The following is a 24,570-nucleotide window of genomic DNA, read 5'->3' as shown; positions in this document are numbered from 1 at the left end:
ACACTTTTTCCATTAGTTGGAAGGTGACACCGTAATTTTTTTCACAAAACGACTTGATTTCAGTGGCAGAGCCTGGTTCTTGCCCGCCAAAATCGTTACACGGAAAAGCAAGTATCACGAAGTTTTTGTCTTTGTAGTCTTCAAAAAGTTTTTGAAGTTTTTTGTACTGAGGGGTAAACCCACATTCAGAGGCCACATTTACTATGAGAACCCGTTTGCCTTTTAGGCTGGCAAAAGAAAAATCCTTGCCTTCAAGTGTTTTGGCTTTCAGTTCGTAAAAAGAAAGTTTCGGTTGAGATTGCATGCTTTTAGAAAAAGTTGACAAATAATCTTTGAGACCGCTGGCTATCAATAAAGAAAAAGAAAAGGACATCAAAAATGGAAGAAATGCTCTATTCATACTTTTTTGATCTAATACAATATAAAAATGAATTAGGTTCATAAATCAAAGCGATTTTTTCAACAGTTTTGAAGAATTTGAATGTCTAGTTTTTCATTCATTTGTTTTTTAAAATTCTGAAAGAGTGGATATAAAATTTTATAAATACCAAGGCACTGGAAATGACTTCATAATCGTAGATAACAGAGATGAAACTTTTAAAAAAGAAAAGGATATTATTGCCAATATGTGTCATCGGCGATTTGGAGTTGGGGCTGATGGTCTCATTTTACTGGAAAACGACGATGAAGTTGATTTCAGAATGGTTTATTACAATGCTGATGGCCATGAAAGTACCATGTGCGGAAATGGCGGAAGATGTATTGTAGCCTTTGCTAAAATGCTTGGCTTGATAGACAAACACACCACTTTCCGGGCAATCGACGGGTTGCATAAAGCATGGATCATAGAAGATGTAGTGAGCCTTGAGCTGCATGTGAAGGCTCAACCACTTCGTGATACAAATGGATTTTTTATACATACAGGCTCACCCCATCTGGTAGTGCCTGTATCGGATCCAGAGCAAATATCTGTAGAAAGTGAAGGCCGCACCCTTCGTTATGACCCTTGCTATCAGACGACGGGAGGTGTGAATGTGAACTTTATGTCAGCACCGATTGAAAATTCAAAAATTTATGTTCGTACATACGAACGAGGTGTAGAAGCCGAAACTCTGAGTTGCGGTACAGGCGTAACGGCAGCTGCATTAGTTGCCTCTGAAATATATGGAATCAATGAATCAGTGACTGTAGTCACAAAAGGTGGTACTTTAAGGGTCGGTTTTTCAAAAAAAGGCAGTACTTTTGAACATGTTTCTTTAACGGGCGAAGCCAAGTTTGTGTTTGAGGGTAAATACTGGATAATGTGATGGTTAGCAATCTTGATAAATTGGACATACGCGCACCCGAGCCCCAAGATCTTCCGTTTTTAATAAAAATGGAGAATGATCGACTCAACTGGTGGGTAAGTGACACCATTTCACCCTGGAGTCATTACACTTTAAAAAAATATCTCGAAAATTCAGGACAAGACATCGCCATTACCGGTCAGCAGCGATATGTAGTTTATATTGACTCATATAGAATTGGTTTAATTGATTTTTATGATTACCACCCCTTGCACCAGCGAGCTGCCATTGGCTTAATTATAGCCGAGGAATTCCGGTTAAAGGGATTTGGCACCAAAGCAGTGGAATTGATTATTAAACACGGGAAAACTTTTCTAGGCCTCCATCAGGTTTATGCAGAAGTTCCTGAATTCAATGAGGCTAGTATCCGATTATTTGAAAAAAGCGGTTTTGAGCGCACAGGCATACACAAACACTGGATCAGGAAAGAGGGCAAGTTTTTTGATGTGTTTTTTTATCAGAAATTCTTGATATATTAAACTCGAGTATCTGAAAATCAACGTTGAATAGATCTTTGCGGAAATGTAAAGGTGCTAATGTATCGGATTCCCAAACTTATCGCTTTAGCTTTTCTTCTCATAATTCCAGCTTTTTACTTTTCATGCAGTACTTCACCCGAAGAGGATGTTGAGCACTTTGAAAATTTGTTTTGGGCTAATGGCGATACTCTAACCTACGTCGGAATTGAAACCTGTAAAAACTGCCACTACGACATTTATTCCACCTTCATACACACAGGCATGGGAAGCAGCTTCGGCCTTGCCGATACTCATAAATCAGCCATTCCTGCTGCCGTAAATGCTTTCTTTGATGCCTATTCCGGCTACTGGTACAAGCCCTACTTCGACAAGGAGCACTTAAAACTTTTAGAATTTCGATTAAAGGGCAGCGATACCATTTACCATAAAACCACGGAAATTAGCTACATCATCGGTTCTGGCCATCACACCAATTCGCACATCATCAATTGTAACGGATATCTCTTTCAAGCGCCTTTTACTTTCTACACACAATCAGGCAAACTCGACCTTCCCCCCGGATTTGAAGAAGGGCACAATAGCCGCTACAGTCGCCCAATAGGTCTGGAGTGCATGAGCTGCCACAACGCGATGCCTACGGGCTTTGTAAAAGGGAGTGAAAACAAGTTTGAACAAGTGCCGATGGGCATTGACTGTGAGCGCTGCCATGGCCCCGGAAGTGGTCATGTAGCCAAAATATTGAGCGGCAATATCACAGATACTTCTAAGTTGCCCGATTACAGCATCGTAAATCCCAAAAGATTGCCCGTAAAACTGAGGTTTGAACTCTGTCAGCGATGCCATCTGCAAGGAAATGCGGTGCTGGCCGAAGGAAAATCCTTTTTTGACTTCAGACCAGGCATGATGCTTCGGGAGGTAATGGACGTCTATCTGCCGAGGTATGAAGACGACGAACATTTTATCATGGCATCGCATGCTGACAGATTGTCGCAGAGCAAGTGTTTCATCAAATCGAAAAACAAGATGGACTGCACCACGTGCCACAATCCACACGTAAGCAGCCGTAAGCTCGGCGATAAATACTTTAACGAAAAATGCCAATCGTGCCACACATCGACAGACTGCAGCGAAAAATCCCCACATCGACAAGCTGCAGATGACAATTGCGTTTCGTGCCACATGCCGGTATCGGGTAGCATCGATATTCCGCACGTGACCATTCACGACCACAAAATTGGCATTCACAAAAAGATAAGCAATAAGCAAAAAGCTGAAAAAATCATCGCGCTGCAAGCTATTAATAACCCCACCCCTACCCTGCGAAGCAAAATAAAAGCATATTTACAGCAATTCGAACGCTTCGAAGCACTGCCTTGGTACCTCGATAGCGCAGCACTACTCCTTAAAAATGTAGATAAAGAGGGCTATATCAGAGAATGGATTCATTTGAGCTATCTGCGAAACGATGGACAATTGTTCAGAAATCTATTTCCTATTGTTTTTCGATTAATAGACAATGAGGGCTTTAATACTACCACATTTAGCAATGAAAACGCTTGGTTTTGGTACAGAGTTGCACACTTAACCTCAACTGTGTACGGAAATGAGGAAGCGATGAAATTTTATCAAAAAGCCTATCAACTTGCCCCATACCATTACGATTTTAAAATAAAATACGCTTTATCTTTAGCAAAAATAGGTGAATATGAAAACGCGCTAAATCTGCTGAAGGAAGTCCATCAATCCATACCTCATTTTCAGGATGTAAATGGAAACATTGGATACATTTTAATGCAGAAAAAAGAATACGAAGCAGCAGAAAAATTTCTTTTAAAATCACTTGCTGAAAAACCAGACTATGCATTAGGATACCGAAATCTCATTAACCTCTACATCATCACAAAACAACAAAAAAAGCTCATAGAAATAAAACAAAAACTCAGAGATTACTTGCCAGATCTTTACACAGAATATCAATCCATACTTCCATGAAATTTTTTAAATACCTTTTTGGAGTCGGATTTGTAGCAACACTTGCTGCGTTAGCGTTTTATTTTTATGTTTTTCAAACAAAAAACATTGCTATAAAATCGTTTGATTTATATATATCTACCGGGGCTGAGTACTCTGTAATATTAGACAGCTTAAAGCACAATGGTGTTTTAAAAGATATCCGAAGTTTTGATTTAGCAGCGAGATTAATGAAGTATCCTACACTTGTAAAGCCCGGAAAATATCATCTCACGGAGAACTTGACGAATAAAGAACTTATCAATATGCTCCGAACCGGGAGACAAGTTCCTGTAAAAGTGATATTTAATAATATTTCTTTTTTCGAAGAATTGTCCAAAATTCTTTCCCAAAATCTCGAATCAGATTCCGCAACTTTTTTATTCCATTTCAATACTGAAAATACCTCAAAAAAGTATGGATTTTCGAAAGAGACATTTCCCTTAATGTTTATTCCAGATACCTATGAATTTTATTGGAATACTTCGCCTGAAAAGTTTACGCAGAAAATGTATGACAACTACAAAAAATTTTGGAACGAAGAGCGCGTAAAAAAGGCATCAAAAATTGGGCTTAGTCCTGAAGAGGTAGGCATACTTGCATCGATAGTAGAAAGCGAAACTAAAAAGGCGGATGAAATGCCCGTTGTGGCGGGGCTTTATTTAAACCGTTTGCGCAAGAACATTCCCCTACAGGCCGACCCAACAGTGGTGTATGCAACACAATTGGAAAAAGGCGTTCGTTCTAAAAGAGTCTATTTTAAAGACCTGACGATCAATTCCCCATACAATACTTATTTGTACAAAGGACTCCCACCTGGACCAATATTATTTCCATCAAAGACGGCATTGCTCTCGGTATTAAATGCTAAGGAGCACTCTTTCTTATACATGTGTGCTGATCCGAAGAGACCAGGATATCATTTGTTCACCTCAGATTATCAGGAGCATCTCAGAAATGCTGCACGATACAGAACCTGGGTAAATTCGCTGAATATTAATTGAGTTTCGCCTCTTCCATTTTTAAAGTCTGTACAACGTTATCAAGGCGTCGTAATGCTGCATCGCGTTTTATTTCAAGTTCATTTTTTTGTTTGGTAAGATATTCAATTTCACCGTTGATTTTTACCTTTTGTTGATTGAGTTTTGTGATTTGTTTTTCAGTTTTATTGAGTTTTTTGGTTGTTCTGTTAAGATTTTTAGATTTTATGGTTTCTCTTATAGCAGCTATTTCTGAAGCAGTAGTTTCATTTTGCTGTTCAAGCAGAGCAATCTGAATTTTATTTTGTTCGTTTTCTTTTACTAATTTTTCGATAATTCGATTGTTTTTTTCTACTTTTCTGGTCAATTTTTTTATGGTTTTAGAATTTGAACGTATTGACTTTTCAAATTCCGCTATTGAAGCATTCATTTGATCGAGATCATATCCTTCAATAGCTGCCTGATTTTGACTTAATACTTCAGAGCGGGATTGTATTTGCGATTGTATAGAAGATTTTTTCTCAATAGCTGATGCTAACTGCGCTTCAACTTTTTGAATCTGTTGATTAAATTGTTCGATTTCAATTTCAAGAGCATTTTTTTGTTTAGTAAGTTCATTGATTCTCAGCTGAGTTAATTCATTTTGAGCAAATGACGCTCCGGTAGAAACTACTAAAAAGACAAGAATTAAACTTTTCATGGGTATCTTTTTTTTGCTAATATAATACTTTTGATGTAATAAATTGAAAAAATTGACTGCTGGAGTAAAGCCAAAGAAGTTTTTTGGACAGCATTTTCTGAAAAACAGGGATATAGCCAAAAACATAGCTGCACTTGGAAAAAGAGGTGGGTTACGAAACATTCTTGAAATAGGCCCAGGCATGGGAATGCTTACCGAATATTTACTTGAACCCACTATTCACCTAAAAACCATAGAAATAGACGATGAATCAGCAACTTATCTGAAAAGAAATTTTCCTGAAATAGAAGTAATACAAGGTGATTTTCTGAAAGCTGATATTCAAAAATTTTTTGACGGTAGTGAATTTGCTGTCGTCGGAAATTTTCCGTATAACATTTCCTCGCAAATTGTATTTAAAATTTTGGAAAATCGAAATGTAATACCCTACATGGCAGGGATGTTTCAGAAAGAAGTAGCAGAGCGGATTGGCGCAAAACCGGGCAGTAAAGATTACGGCATTCTGTCAGTATTGACTCAACTCTTTTATACTGTAGAATACCACTTAACAGTAGAACCCGGCAACTTCAATCCACCCCCAAAAGTGCGCTCTGGTGTGATTAGTTTAAAAAGATTAGAAACACCTCTCTGCAGCGACTCTGCATATGAGCAAGTAAAATATTTTGTAAAAACTGCCTTTAACCAACGAAGGAAAACCCTGCGAAACGCATTAAAATCACTTAACATACCGGCTGAAATGCTGAAGGATTCTATTTTTGACCGCCGGGCCGAACAGCTCTCTCCTTTCGAATTTGTAGAACTATCAAAGGCAGTAGCCCTTGCACACTAAAAAGCTCAATCAGTCAATCGTTGACAGAATTTCGGAACTGCTCGAAAGCAGCTCGATAGATCGCGTTTTGGCTGAAATCGAAGAATTTCACCCAGAAGATGTCGCTGAACTTCTGGAGCGCCTTGATCTTGAGCAGGCTAAAGCACTGTTGTACGCCTTGCCTGAGGAAAGAGCTGCCGAAGTAATTGTAGAGCTCGACGAAGAAGTACGGGCTTCGCTGCTTCAGGAGTATTCGGGTAAAGAGTTGGCACAAGAGGTAATTGAAAACCTCGACTCTGACGACGCTGCTGATATCATCTCCGAACTACCGCAAGAAAAAATTCACGAGGTGCTTCAGAGCCTGGAAGACCCTGATCAGGCTCGTGAGATTGCCGATTTGCTCAACTATGCCGAAGACACGGCAGGATCCATCATGGCCAAAGAATTGGTGAAGGTAAATGCCTCGTGGAAGCTGATGCGCTGCCTGAGAGAGATGCGCCGACAGGCCGAAAAGGTGGATCAGGTGCATGCCATCTATGTGGTAGATGACGACGACCGATTGCTCGGAACCCTATCACTTAAAAAACTGCTCACTACCTCTACGAAAACTCCTGTATCGGAGGTGTATGACCGAAAAATCATAAAAGTAACTACCGATACGCATGTAGAAGAGGTAGCTCGACTAATGCGCAAGTACGACCTTGTGGTGATACCGGTGGTAGATCACGAAGGAAGGTTGATGGGAAGAATCACCTTCGACGACGTGATGGACGTGATGAAGGAAGAGGCCGAGCGCGACTATCAGATGGCATCGGGCTTGGCACAGGATGTAGAAAGTGCCGACTCGATTTTCGCCCTGTCAAAGGCGCGGTTGCCGTGGTTGTTGATCGGAATGCTGGGGGGAGTTATCAGTTCGCGTGTTGTGGATTTTTTTGATATCTCTCAATATCCGGAAATGGCTGCTTTTATGCCTTTGATTGCTGCTACCGGGGGCAATGTAGGGGTGCAGTCAGCCGCTCTTGTGGTACAGTCGCTCGCTAATGATTCCTTTAACGAGTCCATTCTTCAAAAACTGCTCAAGGACCTTGGCGTTGGCTTGGTGACGGCTCTGGTATGTGCCTCGCTGATGTTTGCTGTGACGGCTGCCTTGGGCAAGCCGTTTAATCTGAGCATCACGGTATCGATAGCTTTGGTATCGGTGATTGTATTTGCAGCTATGTTTGGCACGTTAGTACCACTTACACTTAATAAGTTTAAGATAGACCCTGCCGTGGCCACTGGACCTTTTGTAACTACGACAAACGATGTGATTGGACTCTTCATTTATTTTTCAGTGGCCAAATTGATAATGTAAGCTCAACATTGTACAGGAATTCGTTATAGAAGCTTAGATAGCTTTACACCCGCTCAATTGCTTTTCCTTTTTAAGGCCGATAATTTTCTGATTTTTAGGTCCTAATATATACAGCTCTAAATATTTGCCTTGTTATCAGGAATTAAAAACAACTTGATTCAGCGCGGCATAAAGCCGCGCACGCGTGAGGCATGCGGAGGGCGCGCGGTAGCGCGGTGCGTAGGCGAAGCGCAGCAGAGCCGAAGCACGGTAGCGAAGCGGACCCCGTAGCACGCCGACCCCGGCGAAAGCGCTGAAGGCGCTTCGCCGGGGGCACGCCCAAAAAATAAATAAACCCGAAACAATAAAGCTCCGGGTTACTAGTTTGGGCTTTGTATAAAATTACATTCGAAGTAAAGTGGTAGATTTTTTCATGCGGCCACTGCGCACTGTAATCACGTAGCTGCCAGGAGCAAGGTCAATTGTGCCAAGGCGGTATTCATTGCGACCCTGCTTACCTTCGATGCCCTGGATGAGTTTCACACGGCGGCCTGTGATGTCGGTGACTTCGATGCTGGTGCGTGCATTCGCCGGAAGTTCGAAGAGGAGATTGGTGTATTCAACGGCAGGATTGGGATAGGCTGTGATGCCTTTTTCGCCGGTGCTGATGGGGAAATCTGCCGAGGTTTGCTTACGTATGAAGGCGGCTTGCTCCACCATCATGCTGATGGGGCTGAATTGGGCAGCCTGACCGGTGATGGTCCATACGATGGCGACAAGGTCGCTGGGGTCAAACTCACCGCCAAGGGTTGACTTCAGCTCGTCAAATCGGATTTCGTACACTTCTCTGGCGGGAGTGAGGGTGATGGTAGTGCGGAATTGTTCGCTCCAGTTACGGATAGACTTTTTAGGTAAGGTAAGTACAACTTGTACTTCCCGACTGGCAGATGCGGTGAAGCGAATGGCGTTGTATTCGGTGAGCTCGAGGCTGCGATTGGCGCCCGGACGAAGGGTACGGTAGAGGGAAAAGTAATCCTTAACAAGTCCACCGGCCATAGCAGCGCGCTCAAGTGCGAGACCGTCGGTAGTGGAGGTTGATGGGTTTTCAAAAGTTTGGAAAGTGGGCTGCAGAAGGCCGCCTTGCTCATAGTCGATGCCCCACATGCCGTCGGCTACGTAGAGTTGGTCGCGACCGCCAGATACGTTGTTTACAATTGAGAAGCCAGCGTCAAAGAGATATCCCATAGGAATTTCCACATAGCTCACTTCAGCGGCCGGAATGCCGTATTGGAAGAAGAGCTGTTGGCGAGGCTGATTTTCGTGACGGGTAATGCTGCCATCGATGAGCAGATCGGTAGCAGATACGGTATTGCGCATCTTGAGGGCAAGCTTGCCATTGATGTAGCGGCCGCTTTCTACCCACACGGTTGGGATGATGGCAGGTGACTGGTTGATGAAACTTACGGGGCCGTTCTGTGCAACAAGGGCGATAATTTCTTCGACCATTTTAACGGTGAGGTGGGGCGAAACGGTCCAAACCTGGAAGTTGAACACGCGCTCAGCGCCCTGTGGACGGTATTCAGTGAGGTTCCAGCGGTTGTCGATAGCGAACGTGCCATCTGCATATTGATACACTACGAAGGAAATGTTGTAGTCAATGTCGCCATTTTCCTGGCTCATTTCGGCCATGATAAAGGGATGACCGGCTGCCTGCATATGGAAAATACGAGGGATAGCCGCGCCATTGAGGCGGTCGCAAACGACTTTTGTGTGCTCATACACTTCGCCGGCAGGTGTTTCGATGCCGAGAATGGAACCAAGGCGACGGCTGCCTGTGCGGAAGTAGTCGAGACTGTAAATATCGAGTGCGTTGGTAATGTTCATCAAGTCTTTGGGAGTCACTACGCGTCCGATGGTGTTTTCAGGTCCATTAGCCGGGAAGAGGTCACTCAGTGAGAGGCCATTGCGACCAGCCAGCATAGAACCTTTGTCAGCCTTAAGGGGCAGAGTCTCTACCTGAGCGTAGAAGTGATGACGTCCAGACTTCAGACGGTTGAAGTTGCGCAGATTAATGGCGGCTGACATGGAGCCATGGCTTTCGATTCCGCCGTCGTTGCCACCGCTGGCACATTGGGTGGTAATGTTGACAGATGCGGTATTATTGGCAGCGTTGTTGTCAGGTTGGGCTGAGCTTACGTATCCGGCAGTAAGCAGACCTGAGCCATTGGCTTTTACGGTGAGAGTAAGAGTAAAGGTCTGGCCCGGATTCACAAAGGGGATGGTCACTACACCTGTACCCGGAGTGAAGGTGAAGCCAGGTGCTGTATGAGAAATGTATTGAAGGCTATCGGGAAGATTGATCAGGAAGATGGCATCAGCTGTGGGTGTAGTGGTAGAGAGGTTGGTAAACTGAATAGTGAAGGTTACATTGGTTCCGGCATCGGGAGCGCTGTTGTCCACGGTTGCGGTCACAGCCAGATCCACAGGGCAGAGTACTGATGTCGCATCAGCGGTGGCAGATTGGCCACTGATGGTCCAGGTCGCTGAAGCAGTGAAGGCTACTTTAAGCGCACCGGCGGTAGTACCGGGAGCGAAGATGGTGGGCAAAGTACCGATTACTGTGCCGCCTGTCACCTGATTATTGGTACCTGCATTGATGGTGATGGATGAAGAAGTCGTGTTGGTGTAAGAGAAAGATGCAACATACTGGCCGTTTTGATTTTGGTAAATGCACTCTAATGAGGGATAGAGAGCTACTGGCTGAGAGCCTACAGCGGCAGCGTTGCCAAATTCGGAAGTATTTCCATTGAGCGTAGAGAGGGAAGTAAGCAGAGTGCCAACATTTACTGAAGCTGGCTTAGGCAAGATGAAATGGAAGCGATTTGTAGCATCTTGACCCACCAATGTGCCATTAACTGCACCCGGACCATAGCTGCCGGTAGAGGCATCGTGATCGTCGGCTGAGCCTTCGGTAAATATTCCAAGTGGTTCAATACCCTGTGGAAATACCGCGCCGGTGAAAAGGTCACCCACGTAGAGCTCAACCTGTGCGCCGGGACGAGCAAAACCCTTTACGTGGAATATGCCACCTTGGATGTACGCCTGGTCAATTACAGGGAAGTTGTGCAATTCATTACCACCGTTATCAGCGTCGTTCAAATCATTTAGGGTATAAAAAGGTGCTGTACCACGCAGGTTGTTTTCACTTGGAGCGTTGAGGTTGATGGCGATGTTGTTAGTTTTGGGGAAAGTACCTACCTGATAGTTGCCGTTGTCTTTAAAACGGTTTGACTGCATGGTGTTATAGAGGGCATCGGTCGTGATCATGATGCCTGCACCGTGATTTGCGTAGATGTTGTTGTTATGGATGTAGTTGTTTTGTCCATATACGCGGATGCCGCTGTTTTCAACGCGGAGTTGGCCGCTGTTGAAAATCGTATTGAAGCGAATGGTGTGGTTGCCTGTGGCGTTGTGAAGGTCAATGCCATTGGCGCCGGCAGCATACATGGCGTTGCGCTCTAAGAGGAAGTTTGAAGATTTGTAAGCGATATCGATGTTGTCACAGATTACATTAGTACGGCCGTTGGCGGCAAATTCGTTGCCGCGCACTTCCCAACCGGAGCATTGGTAGTTGAAAAAGGCGCCCATCGAACCAGCAAAAGCAATGATGTTGTTGAGGAGTTTGCCGTTTTTTACGTCAAAAGCTACCACGTTATTACCTGCGGTTTTTTCTTTGTTGGGGGTGGGAATGGCAATGGTATGGTTCATGGAGCCGAGCACATTGTTCTCGATGATAGCACCATCAGCACCGGGTAGAAGTACAATGTTTCCGTCGTTGTTAGTGAAGTTAAATCCAAATCCGGCAATACCGAGTCCACGAATGGTTACATTTTTTGCCGCAATGGTAAGGCCGCGCTGAAGATTGGTATCGCGGGGCACTATGCGAATTTCTGGAATGGGAATAAGCGCTGTAGTGCCATTGGCAGGATAACCGGTGGGGATAGCTGAGCCGATAAAGCCGCTATTTGCAGGCGTTTGATTCACTTTTTGTGAATAGCCGTCTATTACCAAACCTTGACGGGTGATATCGGGCAACATGCTGGCAACAGCTATGGTGTAGGTTCCGTGTACAGCATTAAAATTAGGGTCAGTAGCTGGAATGCTAAATTGAATGCTGGTAATGGAGGGGTTGCTGTTGGCAGTGATAATTGCCTGACGAAGAGAACCCGGACCAGCATCGTTGGTGTTAGTCACAAGTGCTACTTGTGCAACAACTGGATAACTGAGTAGAAGGGCTAATGTTTTAAATACGGTCTTCATAACGTTAAGGAATTTCTCCCAAAGTGTGCCAAATGCTGGCTTGATTCAACAAAGAATCACGAAAGGGAAAAATCCATTCTTATAATATTGATTTACTGATATTTATAAAAATATTGACTTTTTATTTGACAACTCTCGGGAAGCGTGAAAAGTTGCTGCATTTCCCTTTTTTGGACAATTATTTCATAAATGGAATTATATGATGCATGAAATATTATTTGGATATTTAAATGCAATGAGTTTGTTTTCCAATTTTTGGAAAAATAAAAAACCGGCCATAAAGCCGGTTTTTTAGTCTGAAGCACCTGTTAACAGTCACAATCACAAATGGTCTGTTCGAGAATGTAATCGACCACTTTGACCAAGTCTCCACCACTTTCTTCATACACCTTCAGCTGACGATCAGCTCCGGTACCCATTTCCATTATTTTGCGAGCAAACAATACTTCTTCACGGCAGCCAAGCTCATCAACCACATCGTCTACAAAGTCGAGAATTTCTTCGATCAGCACACGCGCTCGCACCTCTTCTTCTTTGCCAAAGTCTATGAGCTTACCGTCAATGCCATAGCGACTGGCACGCCATTTATTCTCATTAATAAGGGCGCGCTGGTAGATGATAAAGCCCATGTTTTGCTCGCGCAATTTGTAGATTTTAGCAACCAAAGCTTGAAAGAGGGCAGTGAGACACACTGTTTCTTCGCAGCGCATGGGTACGTCACAGATTCGGAACTCAATGGTATCGAAGAAGGGGTGTACCCGCAAATCCCACCAGATTTTTTTCGCATTGTCGATGCAATTGGTTTTGACCAGCAAATTCACATAGCGGATATAATCTTCGTAGCTCGAGAAGTAGTCAGGAATTCCCGTACGCGGAAATTTGTCAAATACCTTGCTTCTGAAGGATTTGAATCCCGTATTTCGTCCTTCCCAAAAGGGGGAATTTGTGCTAAGGGCATATAAGTGTGGTAAAAAGTAACGCATCGTATTGGCAATGTGCATGGCTATGGACTTGCTCGGCATGCCTACGTGCACATGCAGACCAAAAATGAGATTGCTTCGCGCAGCCTCCTGCATCTCGTTTACAATTTCGTCGTAGCGCGGATTGGGCGTGATCAACTGCTTGCTCCAGTGCGAAAAGGGATGCGTACCGGAGCAGCCGATGCGTAAGCCTAAATCGCTGGCAATTTCTGCCACGTTTTTGCGCAGCTTTTTGATTTCATCGCGCACTTCGTGCACATCCTTGCAGATAGAAGTCCCCACTTCTACCACAGCCTGATGCATCTCAGCTTTTACCTTATCGTCGAGAGTTTTGGAGGCAATTTCTACAATCTTTTGTTCGTGGCTGGTCAGTTCCCGAGTTTCTGGGTGAACTACCATGTACTCTTCTTCTACGCCAAGGGTGAATTTGGGCAGTGCCATAGAGTTGAATGTTTTTATTGTTTTTTAGCCTTTTGAGATGACTTAGCGGGTGAGGAGGCTTTTTTTTCTTTTGTAGCCTTTTCTACAGACTGCATATCAGCTACGGAGCGTTTCACAAAGTCGCCCCAGGTCAGATTCATTTGCCCTTCTTTGTGCTGCTGAGCGCGCTCTATGGCGTATTTGGCAGCGTGCTCTACGACCCATTCGAAGTTTTCTTGACCCACGGAGTGCACATCTGCATCGGGCGCTGGATTGCAGAAGTCTATAGCGTAAGGAATGCCGTCGCGCACAGCAAATTCAACTGTATTAAAATCATAGCCGAGCGCATTGTTAAGCCTTAATACGTAATCGGTCAGCAATTTTTCCATCTCTGGCGATGGATTCTTGTCGCTCACATAGCGCAGGTGGTGTGGATTGCGCGGTTCATAAGGCATGATGCGCACATACTTGCGACCGATACAGTAGCACCTATAGTACTCTTCGAATTCAATAGCTTCTTGTGCCATCATGACCAGCTGGCCAGTCTGGTGATAGGCGTTGAAAAGTTCATCTACATTGTGTACTTTAAAAACACTCTTCCACCCACCACCTGCATGAGGTTTCATAAACACCGGAAAGCCAAGGTAATCAAAGATTTGCTGCCATGAAAGCGGAAATACTAAGTTTGTAAATGAAGCGTCGGTGGTATCGTCAGGGCGAGCAAAGCTGGGCAACAGCACCGTTTTAGGTACCGGCACTCCCACTGAGATGGCAATACTGTTGTTTATAAACTTTTCATCAGCACTCCACCAGAAGGGATTGTTGATCACAGCAGCTCCAGCGGCAGCGGCATTTTTCAGATAAGCGCGATAGAAGGGCACATCTTGTGAAATACGATCGATGATCACTGCATAGGGTGTCCCCACAGCCTGTTGGACTACATCTACCTTTACCGGTTCGGCAGTGATACCGTCCACATTCATCTCGTTTACACGTTCTACAAAGGCCTTTGGAAAGGTCCTTTCCATTCCGAAGAGAATACCTATTTTTTTCATAGAAGTAAGGGGATTTTATTTCGTTACACTTGAGAGTTGACAATCATTGATAAGTAGTGTGGAAAGATGGTCCGCCACAGAGGCCAGTCGTGCACTTCGCGCGGACGAATGTCGAGCCAGTTGCGAATGCCGCGTTTGCCGAGCATATCGGCCATTTCGTAGTTGTCGCCCAGACAGATGTCCCACTCACCCACCCCGAGGAAAACGAACAAGTCTCGGAAGTGATCGTTCCAAGCATTCGGAAGAAAATCGGGGGGATTGTTGAAGTACACATTGTCGTCGTAGTATCCATCGAGCCGACCTTTGATGTTAAACGCCCCGCTCATGCTGATAATGTATTTTGTGCGATCGGGATGTTTTAATCCGAAATTCATGGCGTGATAACCGCCAAAACTGCATCCAGCCACTGCCACTTTACCGAAACCGGTTTCGTGCATTGCCCAAGGAGCCAATTCATTGTAAATCATTAAATCGTACCAAATGTGATTTTTCACCCTCTGGGCTGGGTGAATGTGTTTGTTGTACCAACTCAGTCGGTCGATTCCATCAATACAATAGATTTTAAAAAAACCCTCTTTCAAAAACCAATCAATCGAATGAATAAGCCGAAAATCCTTGCTTTCGTAGAAGCGACCCAAGCTCGTAGGGAAAATGATGAGAGGCATGCCCTGGTAGCCATAGGTCAGCATTTCTATGTCCATATTAAGCTCTCGCGAATACCATTTTAGGTATCTTTCGTTGGTCATACATCAGAGATATTCGGCATGCAATAAATAAAAAATTCCATTACAAACCTAAAAATGTTAAAGGTTTGTTTAATATATTTTGAAAAAACCCTAAAACATCAGCGAAACATCGGTTTTTCTTTGTAGAAAAGGTTAAAATATTTTTGAAACAAAAAATGGTAAGGCGGTTTCTGCCTTACCATTTTTGCATTACGAACTCTAAAATACAAAAAACTAAAGCCAGAATTAGAACTGACGCAAAAAGCGTACGTCGTTTTCGCTCAGCATGCGAATGTCGGGAATTTGATAGCGATTCATCGCAATGCGCTCTATGCCAATGCCAAAGGCAAACCCACTGTATTCATTCGGATCGATACCGCAAGCTTGAAGTACGTTGGGATCAACCATGCCACAACCTAAAATTTCAAGCCAACCTGTTCCCTTGGTGATTCTGTAATCCACTTCATTCTCTAGCCCCCAGTACACATCTACCTCAGCGCTAGGCTCGGTAAATGGAAAGTAGGAGGGCCGCATGCGAATCTTGCTCTTGCCAAAGAAGGACTCTGTAAAATAAAGCAAGGTCTGTTTCAGATCGGCAAAAGAAACATTTTTGTCGATGTAGAGGCCTTCAATCTGATGAAAAAAGCAGTGTGAGCGCGCTGAGATTGCTTCGTTTCTGTACACCCTACCCGGTGCCAAAACCCGAATCGGCGGTTTCATTGTTTCCATAGCTCGCACTTGCACATTTGAAGTATGTGTGCGTAGGGCCATATCCGGATTTTTGGAGATAAAAAAGGTGTCCTGCATGTCGCGGGCAGGATGATCAGGCGGAAAATTTAAGGCTGTAAAGTTGTGCCAATCATCTTCGATCTCCGGTCCATCGAGCACTGTAAAGCCAATGCGCGAAAAAATCTCGATCATTTCTTCGATGACCATTGATACAGGATGCCGAGAGCCCACTGATAATAGATGCGCAGGTCTTGTAAAATCGCAATTAGATGAAGTGGTAAGGTTCTTATTTTCTAAAGTACTTTTTGCTGATTGAAACTTTTCTTCAGCCAGTTTTTTTAATTCGTTGAGCGGTTTTCCGTAGGTTTTCTTCTCAGCTCCACCTATGGTTTTAAACTCGTCAAACAATGAAGGTATTATACCTTTTTTGCTTAAATATTTCAATCGGAACGCCTCCACTTCTTCCGGAGTTGAGAGTAGGGCCGCTGAAATTTCTTGGGATAGCTCTTGAATGTAGGGTAAGCTTAGCATAGTATAATTTGCTGATTTAATGATAAATGCTTTTCAAATAAAGAGAGCTGCAAAGTTGTTTCTATTTTCGCTAAACAAAGTTAAATTTGCTAACTGCATTTCAGTTAAACGATCCAGTATGGCAAAAGCTTTCTCAAAAGCAATATTCTTTATTTCTACTTTGCTTATTATATCTTGTTCACCTGATAATAATCCTTACAAAGTCACCTTTCGAGTCACCTTACCCGATGGTCGCCCTGTTCAAAACGCCTTTATATATCTCTACACTCCAGTAGATAACTCTTTAATAGACGGCTACATTACTACCAATCAAATAGGCGAAGCCACCTTCTCGTATGATCATAAGGCAATTGTAGAATACGAAGTAGGCAAAGGGTGGTATAAGCGCTGTGATGTCGTTGAATTGCAGCGAGGAAACATATTTGTGGATGTAACCATTTATCCAGAAGGTGATCCGAGAAGAGGATGTAAATAAGAATTACTTTATGAGAAACCACTTAATTATCGCATTTTTTATCCTGCTTATTGCATCGGCCTGCAGTCAAGAAGACCCTATCTATCACTTTCGCATTCGCGTCGTAAACGAAGCTCGACAGCCAATTGATTCTGCTTTTGTGTATGTGGCTCCCAATGTGCCAAATTCAATAGTGCAGTTTTCTGGTTACACCAATCGAGCTGGAGAACTGGCTTTTACCTACGATAAGGAGGCTATTTTTATTGTTGAGGCTAAGAAAGGCATCGACTCTACTACCTTGTTGCTTGGCTGCGGATACATCAAACTTACACCATTAGAAGAAGCTTTTATACAATTAGTGGCTACACCTACTAATAATCCCGATGACGGGTGTTTTTAAACCACAGTGGTCTCAACTAAACATTTGTCTTCGTTCTTTTGTCATTGAAAAGACAAAAGGCATATGTTTAAATGTATTAAAGCAAAAGTTTACGGCAAGGTGCAGGGCGTGTATTTTAGACAATACACCTTGCTAAAGGCTCGTGAGCTGAATTTAGTAGGATATGTGCGTAATGAGCCTGATGGTACTGTTTTAACATATGCTCAGGGATTTGACGATCAATTACAAGAATTCATCAAATTTCTTCACGAAGGCAGCCCAGCATCGCACGTAGAGCGCGTCGAATGGGAATATGTGCCTTTGCACTTTTTCCAAAACTTCCAAGTTATTCGATAAATTACAGCATATGCAGTAAAAAAGAATCCATTTTTTACGATACATTTTTGTTTATAATCTCAGAAAAAATGGATTCAAAATACCCATGCAACTTATTCAAAGGTTCGAATGCAGAACTATTAAAGGTTTCTCTGTTTCTTGTAGTTACAACACTTATTTCGCTTCTGCTCTTAATTTCATTTAATGCCATTGATTTAATGGTGTATATTTTTCCAGCATTTATTGTCATATTTCTTATCTATTTTAGGCGATTTCGTTTTATTAAAAGTTCAATTCTTTCCAATGGATATTTTTCTATTTCAAATAATTCATTAATCTTCTACTCTGAAAATGGCAATTTTTTTAAAGAAATTCCTTTTAACGAACTTTCTAAAAACATTCTATTTAAGCACATATTTTCTTACGATGAAAAAAACATTCAAGCCATTCTTAAATTAACTAGTGGAGAAAATTGGACTATAATGGTTGATCAAAGCGGAGCTGATGCTATAAAAAATCTGAAGTGGGAAATTGAAGTTGATTCTAAGGCTCTAAAAAAGATCCCTTTTTATATGCATTTTGTTGCTTTTATAATTATCAGTTCTTACCTTCTGATGATTTATTTTTACTTAACAAATCCTGAGGAGCTTGATGTGCGAAATACAATACTTTTCTTCACTACTTTACCATTTCTTTTTTACTATTATAAGCTGATTCAAGAAACAAAAACTACCAAATCAGAGAAGTGATAATCTTCACTTTACAACACCATAATATATCCTCAGGATACTGTCGTAAAAAGGATGTGTGTAATTTAAAATCATGAAATAGACATTGTGGTAAAACCGAACCTTTTTGAAGGCTTCAACATACGGATAATCTTTTAGGTAATCAGGAATGTAACCTCTCGTTACGTCAAAAGACACTTGTATTGCATTTTGACGATTAAAAAACATTTTGTAAAGAGGATCATACGCATACCACTTATCATTTAATTGAATTTCAACGATGGTGTGTTCCGAATTTAGATGTACTCTGCGGGCAGGAAAGGGACATTCCTTTATGAATTCGCGCGTAATTCGATAGCAGTCGCCATCCAACTCGTTGGCAAGCGAATCAAAATATTCGAGATTAAAGTTTATTCTATTGGGAATGTAGTTTTTCGGATACATGAAAAACAGGGGAATCAACATGAGCACGTAAACTACCGGGATGGCCAGCAGAACATATTTCACGGCCCTTGGTAGCCTGTGAACTATTTTCGAAAACATCTCAAAATATTTAAAATCAGGTTGCGATTTTGCGCAAATGTATTTTGTAGAAAGCATTGAAAATAAGTAGTTTTACATGAAATAATTGCAAGTTGAAATTTAATTAAACGACATTTTTATTTAGTATATTCTTACATATTTTGAACCTACGGAAGCTTTTTTATCTCGTTACTGCTTTAATGAATTTATTTTAAAAACATAAAATATCAGCTTGTTAGCCGCCTATATGTAAGAATAAGGCATTTACTTCGTTAATTGTACTTTAATTCTATGTTTTCAAATAAACAGATCGAAAGAAAAGCTCGTTTTTATTCAAAAAAATAGAACATCTGTACATGAAAAGAATCTTGGTGCTGATAATGGCGGTGTTTGCAACCAACCTATCAGCACAAAAAAAGGTAACCTTAAGCGGCTACGTAAAAGATGCGAGTAACGGAGAATCGCTTGTAGGGGTAAATATTTTCGAAAGTGGTAAATCGGCTGGCACAGCTACCAACGAATACGGATACTATGCCTTAAATCTGCCTCCAGGAAAATATATAATTGTATATCAATACATTGGGTATAATGTCGAAAAAAGGGAAGTCAATCTCATACAAAATACACGATTAGATATTCGCTTGAAGCCGGAAGCTCAGCAACTTGGCGAAGTGGTGGTCAGCACCGAACGCGCCGATAAAAATGTGACTTCCGTAGAAATGAGTACCACCAAGCTCGATGTAAAAGAAATAGCGCGTGTGCCTCAGTTGCTCGGCGAAGTTGACATCATCCGCACCCTTACCTTAATGCCTGGTATTACTACGGTAGGCGAAGGGGCAAACGGCTTCAATGTGCGCGGAGGAAACATCGACCAAAACCTTGTACTGCTCGACGAGAGCCCTCTGTATAATTCGACACATCTCTTCGGATTCTTCTCGATCATCAATGCTGATGCTACTAAAGATGTAAAAGTGTACAAAGGAGGTATTCCGGCTGAATTTGGCGGCCGACTCTCGTCGGTAGTTGATATTAGGCAGCGCGAGGGCAATGATCAGCGCTTCTCAACGGTAGGGGGCATTGGTACACTCTCCAGCCGCTTTACGGTTGAAGGACCGATCGTAAAAGAAAAGGCGAGCTACCTGGTATCAGGCCGAAGGTCGTATGCCGATTTGTTTCTGCGCCTTTCGCCTGATTCAAACATCAATAACAACATTCTGTATTTCTACGACCTGAATACCAAAATCAACTATCGAATAAATGACCGGCATCGCGTCTATTTGAGCGGATACTTTGGCCGCGATGTGCTAGGTATTCGAAATCTGGTGAATTTTAATTGGGGAAACATCACCGGTACTGTTCGTTGGAATTGGGTAATCAGCGATCGCTTGTTCAGCAATACCACTTTTGTAGCATCTAACTACGATTACAGCTTTGGTACACCTGAAGAGGAAGAATTTTCGTTCAAACTCCAATCACAGATTCTCAATTACAATTTCGGACAAAAATTTACTTTTTTCAGAAACAACAAGTTAACTGAAGATTTCGGTTTCAACGTTATTTACTACGATTTTATGCCTGCCAATGTAACGGGCACAATACCTGTGCGCCTTCAGAATGAATACGCTGTAGAACCTTCGGTCTTTTATAGTGCTGAATGGAAAGCTGCTACGCGATTTACAGTTCAGTACGGACTCAGATATTCCATGTTTTACAACCTTGGTCCTTACAATTTGGCTTTGTACAACAATCCCGATTTTCCTCAGGAAGGGGAGATCATCGATGTAGTGCCTTTTAAAAACGGAGAAATCATCCGACAATTTACCGATGCCAATGGATTAGAACCACGTATAGGGGTTAATTACCTGCTTTCAGATGAATCGTCGGTCAAGGCCTCTTACAACCGCATGCGGCAATACATCCACCTGATCAGCAACACCACATCTGCCTTGCCAATTGATCTGTGGAGACCTTCAGGCCGATACATACAGCCAGCCACAGCCGACCAAGTAGCAGTGGGATATTTCCGGAATTTCAAAAACAATATGTATGAAACCTCGATAGAAGTTTTTTACAAAGACATGCGCAATCTGGTAGACTACCGCGATGGCGCTGACCTGTTTTTCAACGAGCGGATTGAGACACAGCTCGTTTCAGGCCTCGGCCGTGCTTATGGAATGGAGTTGCTCATCCGAAAAAATTCTGGCAAATTAACAGGATGGATAGCCTACACACTTTCGCGGTCTGAACGCCTGGTACGCGGCAACCTACCAGGAGCTACAATTAATCAAGGCAATTGGTATAGAGCCAACTTCGACCGTCCGCACGACTTAGCTATAGTAGGCAACTATCAATGGAATCAGCATTGGGAAACAGGTTTTACATTTATATATCAAACCGGAAGACCTTTTACCATTCCCTACGGACGATTTGAGACCGAGGGACTGATTGCACCTTACAATCCCTTGAGAAACAACGGCAGAATTCCCGATTTTCACCGTCTCGATATTTCAGCTACCTACTTTCCGAAGTCCTATTTTACAAAGAAGTGGAAGGGGTATTGGAGCTTTGGAGCTTACAACGTCTATAATCGCAGAAATGCCTTTTCGGTCTATCTGCGCGAGGTAGAAGATCAGCCCAATCAGACAGAGGCCATCCGTTTAGCCATTTTAGGCAGTATTATCCCTTATGTCACCTATAACTTTAAGTTTTGATCGAACATGAAAGAGAGATTTTTGATATACAGTGTTTTAACTGGTTTTTTGCTCACCAGTGCCTGCGAAGACCCCATTGACTTAAAAGCGCCTGAAAACCCACCTATCTTGGTAGTTAATGGTCGCGTAACCGATGCAGAACCTGCCTTTGTATATGTTACGACTACCGCGCCCTACTTTTTACAACAAGCCACACCGCGCGTGACCGATGCAGAGGTACGCCTATTTGAAGACGGACAATTGGTGGGTCAGATGCTCCCATCAGATACAGCGCCTGGACGGTATGAATTGCCTTTTTTTGGCCGTGTAGGCAGAAGTTATCACTTAGAAATCGCTATACCGACTAACAATACCACAGGACTAGAGGCGGGTTTGTATTATACCCTACCGGAAAGGTTGAATCGAATTTTTGAACTGGATTCCATCTTTTTAGAGTTTCAACCTCCACGCCCTCCCTTCAGCGGGGGATATGTACCCTGTATTGGTTTTAAAGAACCAGAAGGCGCAGGGGATATCTATCGAATTAGGAGATGGAAAAATGACACTATATTTAGAAACGTTTTCTTCACAATTTCTGACGAATTTGCTGATGGATTTCATTTCGGTAAGGCACCTATTCCGCCTGTGCGACTCGGTACACTGCTCGAACCCCAAGACACTTTTTGGATAGAAATTACCTCTATTACAGCCAGATACGACAAATATTTACGCGTATTACTCGACCAAACGTTTCGTTCGGCCGGAGCTTTTGCCCCACCTGCTGCACCCGTGCACGGCAATGTGTACTACGCCGATGGTCGGAATGCTCTGGGATATTTTTCAGCTTCCGCGATCCGGTATGCAGGTATACGGCGAAAAGATTAAGTTTAAGACTTGTAAATCAGGCTGTTTTGAATTCTGCGACTACAAGTCGCTTCAAAAGCTTGCGCAAGTAGCTGCGCTCTTTGGGTATCTCTCCAAGTACAACCTCGAGCTCATCTATATTCACTCTGTTAAGGAGTAGTCGTATTTCTGTATTTACACTACGGGAGTATTCGCTTAGTAAGTATTCGTCAGCCTTCACCCATGTGCGGTTAGCACGCGCTACGAGTACATGCATGTGTGCCTGCATCGAAACGTTGATGGGGTACATATTATTCATCAACGAGGGAAATTCCATAAAGAGGTAATCGTACAAATTGCTTGAATAGCCAACAGGCAAGAGGTCTTCAACGCGTTTAGCCCCCTCAAAACTCTTATCGTTCTTGTACACTACTCGATCGTAAAAGGCTGGGTCATCAAGGTCGGGGGTATCATCGGGCAAGAGCACCAGGACGCGGTATTGCAACATCACCAATCGATTGGCCAGCTCGTGGATCATGAGCGTGCGACCTTCTTTAGCTCGTGTAGACAAAAAGGCTATAAAAAAAGGTCGGGAGACTTGCTTACTTTTGATATATTGTTCTAATCGAATGGTTTGAAGCGATAAGCCTACGGTTTGTTTTTTCACCCATTCCAAATCTACCCCTCTGTCGGCCTTGGTCAATTTGAGTGTTGGATAGGTACCCAACAACTTTTTACCCACGACACTCTCAGCTCGAATTGGATTCTTCAGCGTAGAGTCAAAGAACTCAAGCAATACAAGAACGATAAGAGGCAACATAAAACCCACAACGCCTGCGGCAGCTACCATCACAGCCGTTTTCGAAGGAAGTGGCTTAAGTGGGAAATAGGGTGGCACTGATACCACCAATCCGCCGGCCGAAATCATATCGCTCTGTTGGCGCATGATGGCCTGGTTAAGCGAATGTAAGAGTTCGAGGTAGTTTTTTTCAGCTACGCCGATTTCTCTTTCATATCGCGCTAATAATGAGCCCAATGGGGCAAATTCGTTGTAGAGCTTCTCGAAATATCGCCTCCGTTCATCGAAGATTCGCAAGCGGGCCTCACTTTCATCTAAGGCGAGCGTGTACTTGAGCCATTCCTCGAGTAATGCTTGATTGGGTACCCCTTCGGTAGTGCGGGAGAATTGATAGCGCTTGGTTAACAAATCGGAGAGCTCAGCCCGCAACTCCTGAGCTTTGCGCCTAAGGGTATTGATGGTCGAAAGATCGTTGTAATAGATTTCCATTGTGGTGATCTGAGCCTGAATTTTGGCCAGTTCACGCCTCTTTTCAAGTAGCTCATCTGAAAATTTGATCAACTGTTTGTTTACGGCCAACTGTGATTCCAGTTTTTCAAGGGCAGATTTGTTAGAGGCTCTAACGGCCAACTCCTTTTGGAATTCGTCCTCCATCTGCTCTTTCATGGTGGCAATACTCTTTGTTTGCTCACCGTAGTTGATAATGTTGTTTTGGATTCGGAATTGTTTCAGGCGTTCTTCAGCTGCATTGAGCTCTTCACGGGCTATGGCCACTTGTTTTCTGAAATATTCCACCGCATTGTTGCTCTGGCTGGCTTTTATTTCATACATCCTGCGAATAAAGACTTTTGAAAGAATCTCTAAGGTCGATTTACAAATGCCCGGGTCGGTGTATTTGTATTTGATGTTAATGAGGTCAGAATTTTGAATGCGAGTAACACTTATTTTACTAATGGCTTTGAAACTGTAGGGCGATTCCTCTTGATTGAAAATGATTTTTCCTCTAAACGTGTTGTAGTTTTTTGTTTTCCAATTTCGTATGTTGGCCAGGCAAGAATCTATACCCTTAGGACTTTTCAATTCGTTGTACAGCTCAGGTGTGAGCAGTTCCATCATTTGATTCCAAGCTTCATCGCCGATGATTTCGGCCGTAGGACCATCTAGTGATATGTGAAGGGCTAAAAGCTCTTCTCCGGTTTCTTCCAGCGTTTGCCGCGATTTGATGATGTTCAGCAAGTTGTCATACGCATTGGCAGTGGCGAAGAAGTCAACATTTGTGCGATCGACGTTTGTGAGATTGAGACCAGAAGCGATACCTGTAAAAATTTCGGTTTCAGATTCGTATTCTTTAGGTTTGCTCCTGACCATCAGAAATACTAAGACTGCAAGCAACATAGAGCTCG

The 24,570-nt window shown here is 43.0% G+C and carries 21 protein-coding genes; 12 read left to right on the top strand and 9 right to left on the bottom strand.

All coding sequences use genetic code 11. The annotated features are described in order from the left end of the window. On the bottom strand, window positions 1-400 hold a 400-nt coding region (locus tag EIP89_RS08725; RefSeq protein ID WP_174706049.1), incomplete at its 3' end, for a glutathione peroxidase. Window positions 401-524: 124 nt separating this feature from the next. Between EIP89_RS08725 and dapF the strand changes: the two genes are divergently transcribed. From dapF to mltG, 4 genes are read left to right on the top strand one after another with little or no spacing between them, the layout of a single operon-like run. After that, on the top strand, window positions 525-1,307 hold the full coding sequence (gene dapF, locus EIP89_RS08720; RefSeq protein ID WP_124398294.1) for a diaminopimelate epimerase: 783 nt from the start codon (window positions 525-527) through the stop codon (window positions 1,305-1,307). Beyond that, on the top strand, window positions 1,307-1,825 hold the full coding sequence (locus EIP89_RS08715; RefSeq protein ID WP_124398293.1) for a GNAT family N-acetyltransferase: 519 nt from the start codon (window positions 1,307-1,309) through the stop codon (window positions 1,823-1,825). Before dapF ends, EIP89_RS08715 begins: the two co-directional genes overlap by 1 nt. A 57-nt stretch (window positions 1,826-1,882) precedes the next feature. Continuing rightward, window positions 1,883-3,817: a tetratricopeptide repeat protein gene (locus EIP89_RS08710; protein WP_124398292.1), complete on the top strand. Its 1,935-nt coding sequence runs from the start codon at window positions 1,883-1,885 to the stop codon at window positions 3,815-3,817. Then, window positions 3,814-4,839 (top strand): endolytic transglycosylase MltG, encoded by a 1,026-nt coding sequence (mltG, locus tag EIP89_RS08705; protein WP_124398291.1) that lies wholly within the window; start codon window positions 3,814-3,816, stop codon window positions 4,837-4,839. Before EIP89_RS08710 ends, mltG begins: the two co-directional genes overlap by 4 nt. Here mltG and EIP89_RS08700 read toward each other — a convergent pair. Continuing rightward, entirely contained in the window at window positions 4,832-5,515 is a 684-nt protein-coding gene (locus EIP89_RS08700; protein ID WP_124398290.1) for a coiled-coil domain-containing protein, read from the bottom strand. The two genes, mltG and EIP89_RS08700, sit on opposite strands and share 8 nt — an antisense overlap. A 43-nt stretch (window positions 5,516-5,558) precedes the next feature. Between EIP89_RS08700 and rsmA the strand changes: the two genes are divergently transcribed. Together rsmA and mgtE are read left to right on the top strand one after the other, a co-directional pair. Beyond that, the gene (gene rsmA, locus EIP89_RS08695; protein ID WP_245966131.1) at window positions 5,559-6,344 is read left to right on the top strand and encodes a 16S rRNA (adenine(1518)-N(6)/adenine(1519)-N(6))-dimethyltransferase RsmA; all 786 of its coding nucleotides are present in this window, start codon (window positions 5,559-5,561) and stop codon (window positions 6,342-6,344) included. Next, window positions 6,334-7,677, top strand: coding sequence for a magnesium transporter (gene mgtE, locus EIP89_RS08690; protein WP_124398289.1), 1,344 nt, complete (start codon window positions 6,334-6,336; stop codon window positions 7,675-7,677). The genes rsmA and mgtE overlap by 11 nt, the downstream gene beginning before the upstream one ends. Window positions 7,678-8,058: 381 nt before the next feature. On the opposite strand, the gene EIP89_RS08685 is transcribed toward mgtE, so the two are convergent. The 5 genes from EIP89_RS08685 to pheS all read right to left on the bottom strand — a co-directional run bounded on the left by EIP89_RS08685 (window position 8,059) and on the right by pheS (window position 16,416). Next, window positions 8,059-11,976 (bottom strand): T9SS type A sorting domain-containing protein, encoded by a 3,918-nt coding sequence (locus tag EIP89_RS08685; protein ID WP_124398288.1) that lies wholly within the window; start codon window positions 11,974-11,976, stop codon window positions 8,059-8,061. Window positions 11,977-12,284: 308 nt separating this feature from the next. Further along, on the bottom strand, window positions 12,285-13,391 hold the full coding sequence (locus tag EIP89_RS08680; RefSeq protein ID WP_124398296.1) for a carboxylate-amine ligase: 1,107 nt from the start codon (window positions 13,389-13,391) through the stop codon (window positions 12,285-12,287). A 20-nt stretch (window positions 13,392-13,411) separates the two neighbouring features. Further along, window positions 13,412-14,431 (bottom strand): ATP-grasp domain-containing protein, encoded by a 1,020-nt coding sequence (locus tag EIP89_RS08675; protein WP_124398287.1) that lies wholly within the window; start codon window positions 14,429-14,431, stop codon window positions 13,412-13,414. A 23-nt stretch (window positions 14,432-14,454) separates the two neighbouring features. Beyond that, window positions 14,455-15,177, bottom strand: coding sequence for an alpha/beta hydrolase-fold protein (locus tag EIP89_RS08670; protein WP_124398286.1), 723 nt, complete (start codon window positions 15,175-15,177; stop codon window positions 14,455-14,457). Window positions 15,178-15,402: 225 nt separating this feature from the next. After that, window positions 15,403-16,416, bottom strand: coding sequence for a phenylalanine--tRNA ligase subunit alpha (gene pheS / locus EIP89_RS08665; protein ID WP_124398285.1), 1,014 nt, complete (start codon window positions 16,414-16,416; stop codon window positions 15,403-15,405). Between the two features lie 118 nt (window positions 16,417-16,534). On the opposite strand from pheS, the gene EIP89_RS08660 reads away from it, so the two are divergent. The 4 genes from EIP89_RS08660 (at window position 16,535) to EIP89_RS08645 (ending at window position 18,334) form a co-directional block, all read left to right on the top strand. Next, complete coding sequence (locus EIP89_RS08660) at window positions 16,535-16,891, top strand: hypothetical protein (protein WP_124398284.1); 357 nt, start codon at window positions 16,535-16,537, stop codon at window positions 16,889-16,891. Window positions 16,892-16,901: 10 nt separating this feature from the next. After that, a complete protein-coding gene (locus EIP89_RS08655; protein ID WP_124398283.1) occupies window positions 16,902-17,270 on the top strand; it encodes a hypothetical protein in 369 nt (122 codons plus the stop codon). 63 nt (window positions 17,271-17,333) lie between these two features. Beyond that, complete coding sequence (locus EIP89_RS08650; protein WP_124398282.1) at window positions 17,334-17,606, top strand: acylphosphatase; 273 nt, start codon at window positions 17,334-17,336, stop codon at window positions 17,604-17,606. 68 nt (window positions 17,607-17,674) lie between these two features. Continuing rightward, window positions 17,675-18,334: a hypothetical protein gene (locus EIP89_RS08645; protein ID WP_124398281.1), complete on the top strand. Its 660-nt coding sequence runs from the start codon at window positions 17,675-17,677 to the stop codon at window positions 18,332-18,334. 6 nt (window positions 18,335-18,340) lie between these two features. Here the strand turns inward: EIP89_RS08645 and EIP89_RS08640 are convergent, their stop codons facing one another. Continuing rightward, a complete protein-coding gene (locus tag EIP89_RS08640) occupies window positions 18,341-18,856 on the bottom strand; it encodes a hypothetical protein (RefSeq protein WP_124398280.1) in 516 nt (171 codons plus the stop codon). 335 nt (window positions 18,857-19,191) lie between these two features. Here EIP89_RS08640 and EIP89_RS08635 point away from each other — a divergent pair, with 335 nt between their 5' ends. Continuing rightward, window positions 19,192-21,546, top strand: a complete 2,355-nt coding sequence (locus EIP89_RS08635; RefSeq protein ID WP_124398279.1) for a TonB-dependent receptor — start codon at window positions 19,192-19,194, stop codon at window positions 21,544-21,546. Between the two features lie 6 nt (window positions 21,547-21,552). Then, window positions 21,553-22,410: a DUF4249 family protein gene (locus EIP89_RS08630; RefSeq protein ID WP_124398278.1), complete on the top strand. Its 858-nt coding sequence runs from the start codon at window positions 21,553-21,555 to the stop codon at window positions 22,408-22,410. Between the two features lie 16 nt (window positions 22,411-22,426). On the opposite strand, the gene EIP89_RS08625 is transcribed toward EIP89_RS08630, so the two are convergent. Continuing rightward, window positions 22,427-24,535, bottom strand: coding sequence for a GumC family protein (locus tag EIP89_RS08625; protein ID WP_124398277.1), 2,109 nt, complete (start codon window positions 24,533-24,535; stop codon window positions 22,427-22,429). Window positions 24,536-24,570: the final 35 nt, after the last annotated feature.

Origin of the sequence: Thermaurantimonas aggregans (assembly GCF_003851885.1) — a bacterium.
Taxonomy (GTDB): Bacteria; Bacteroidota; Bacteroidia; order Flavobacteriales; family Schleiferiaceae; genus Thermaurantimonas; species Thermaurantimonas aggregans.
This window is presented reverse-complemented; position numbering and strand designations above follow the sequence as displayed.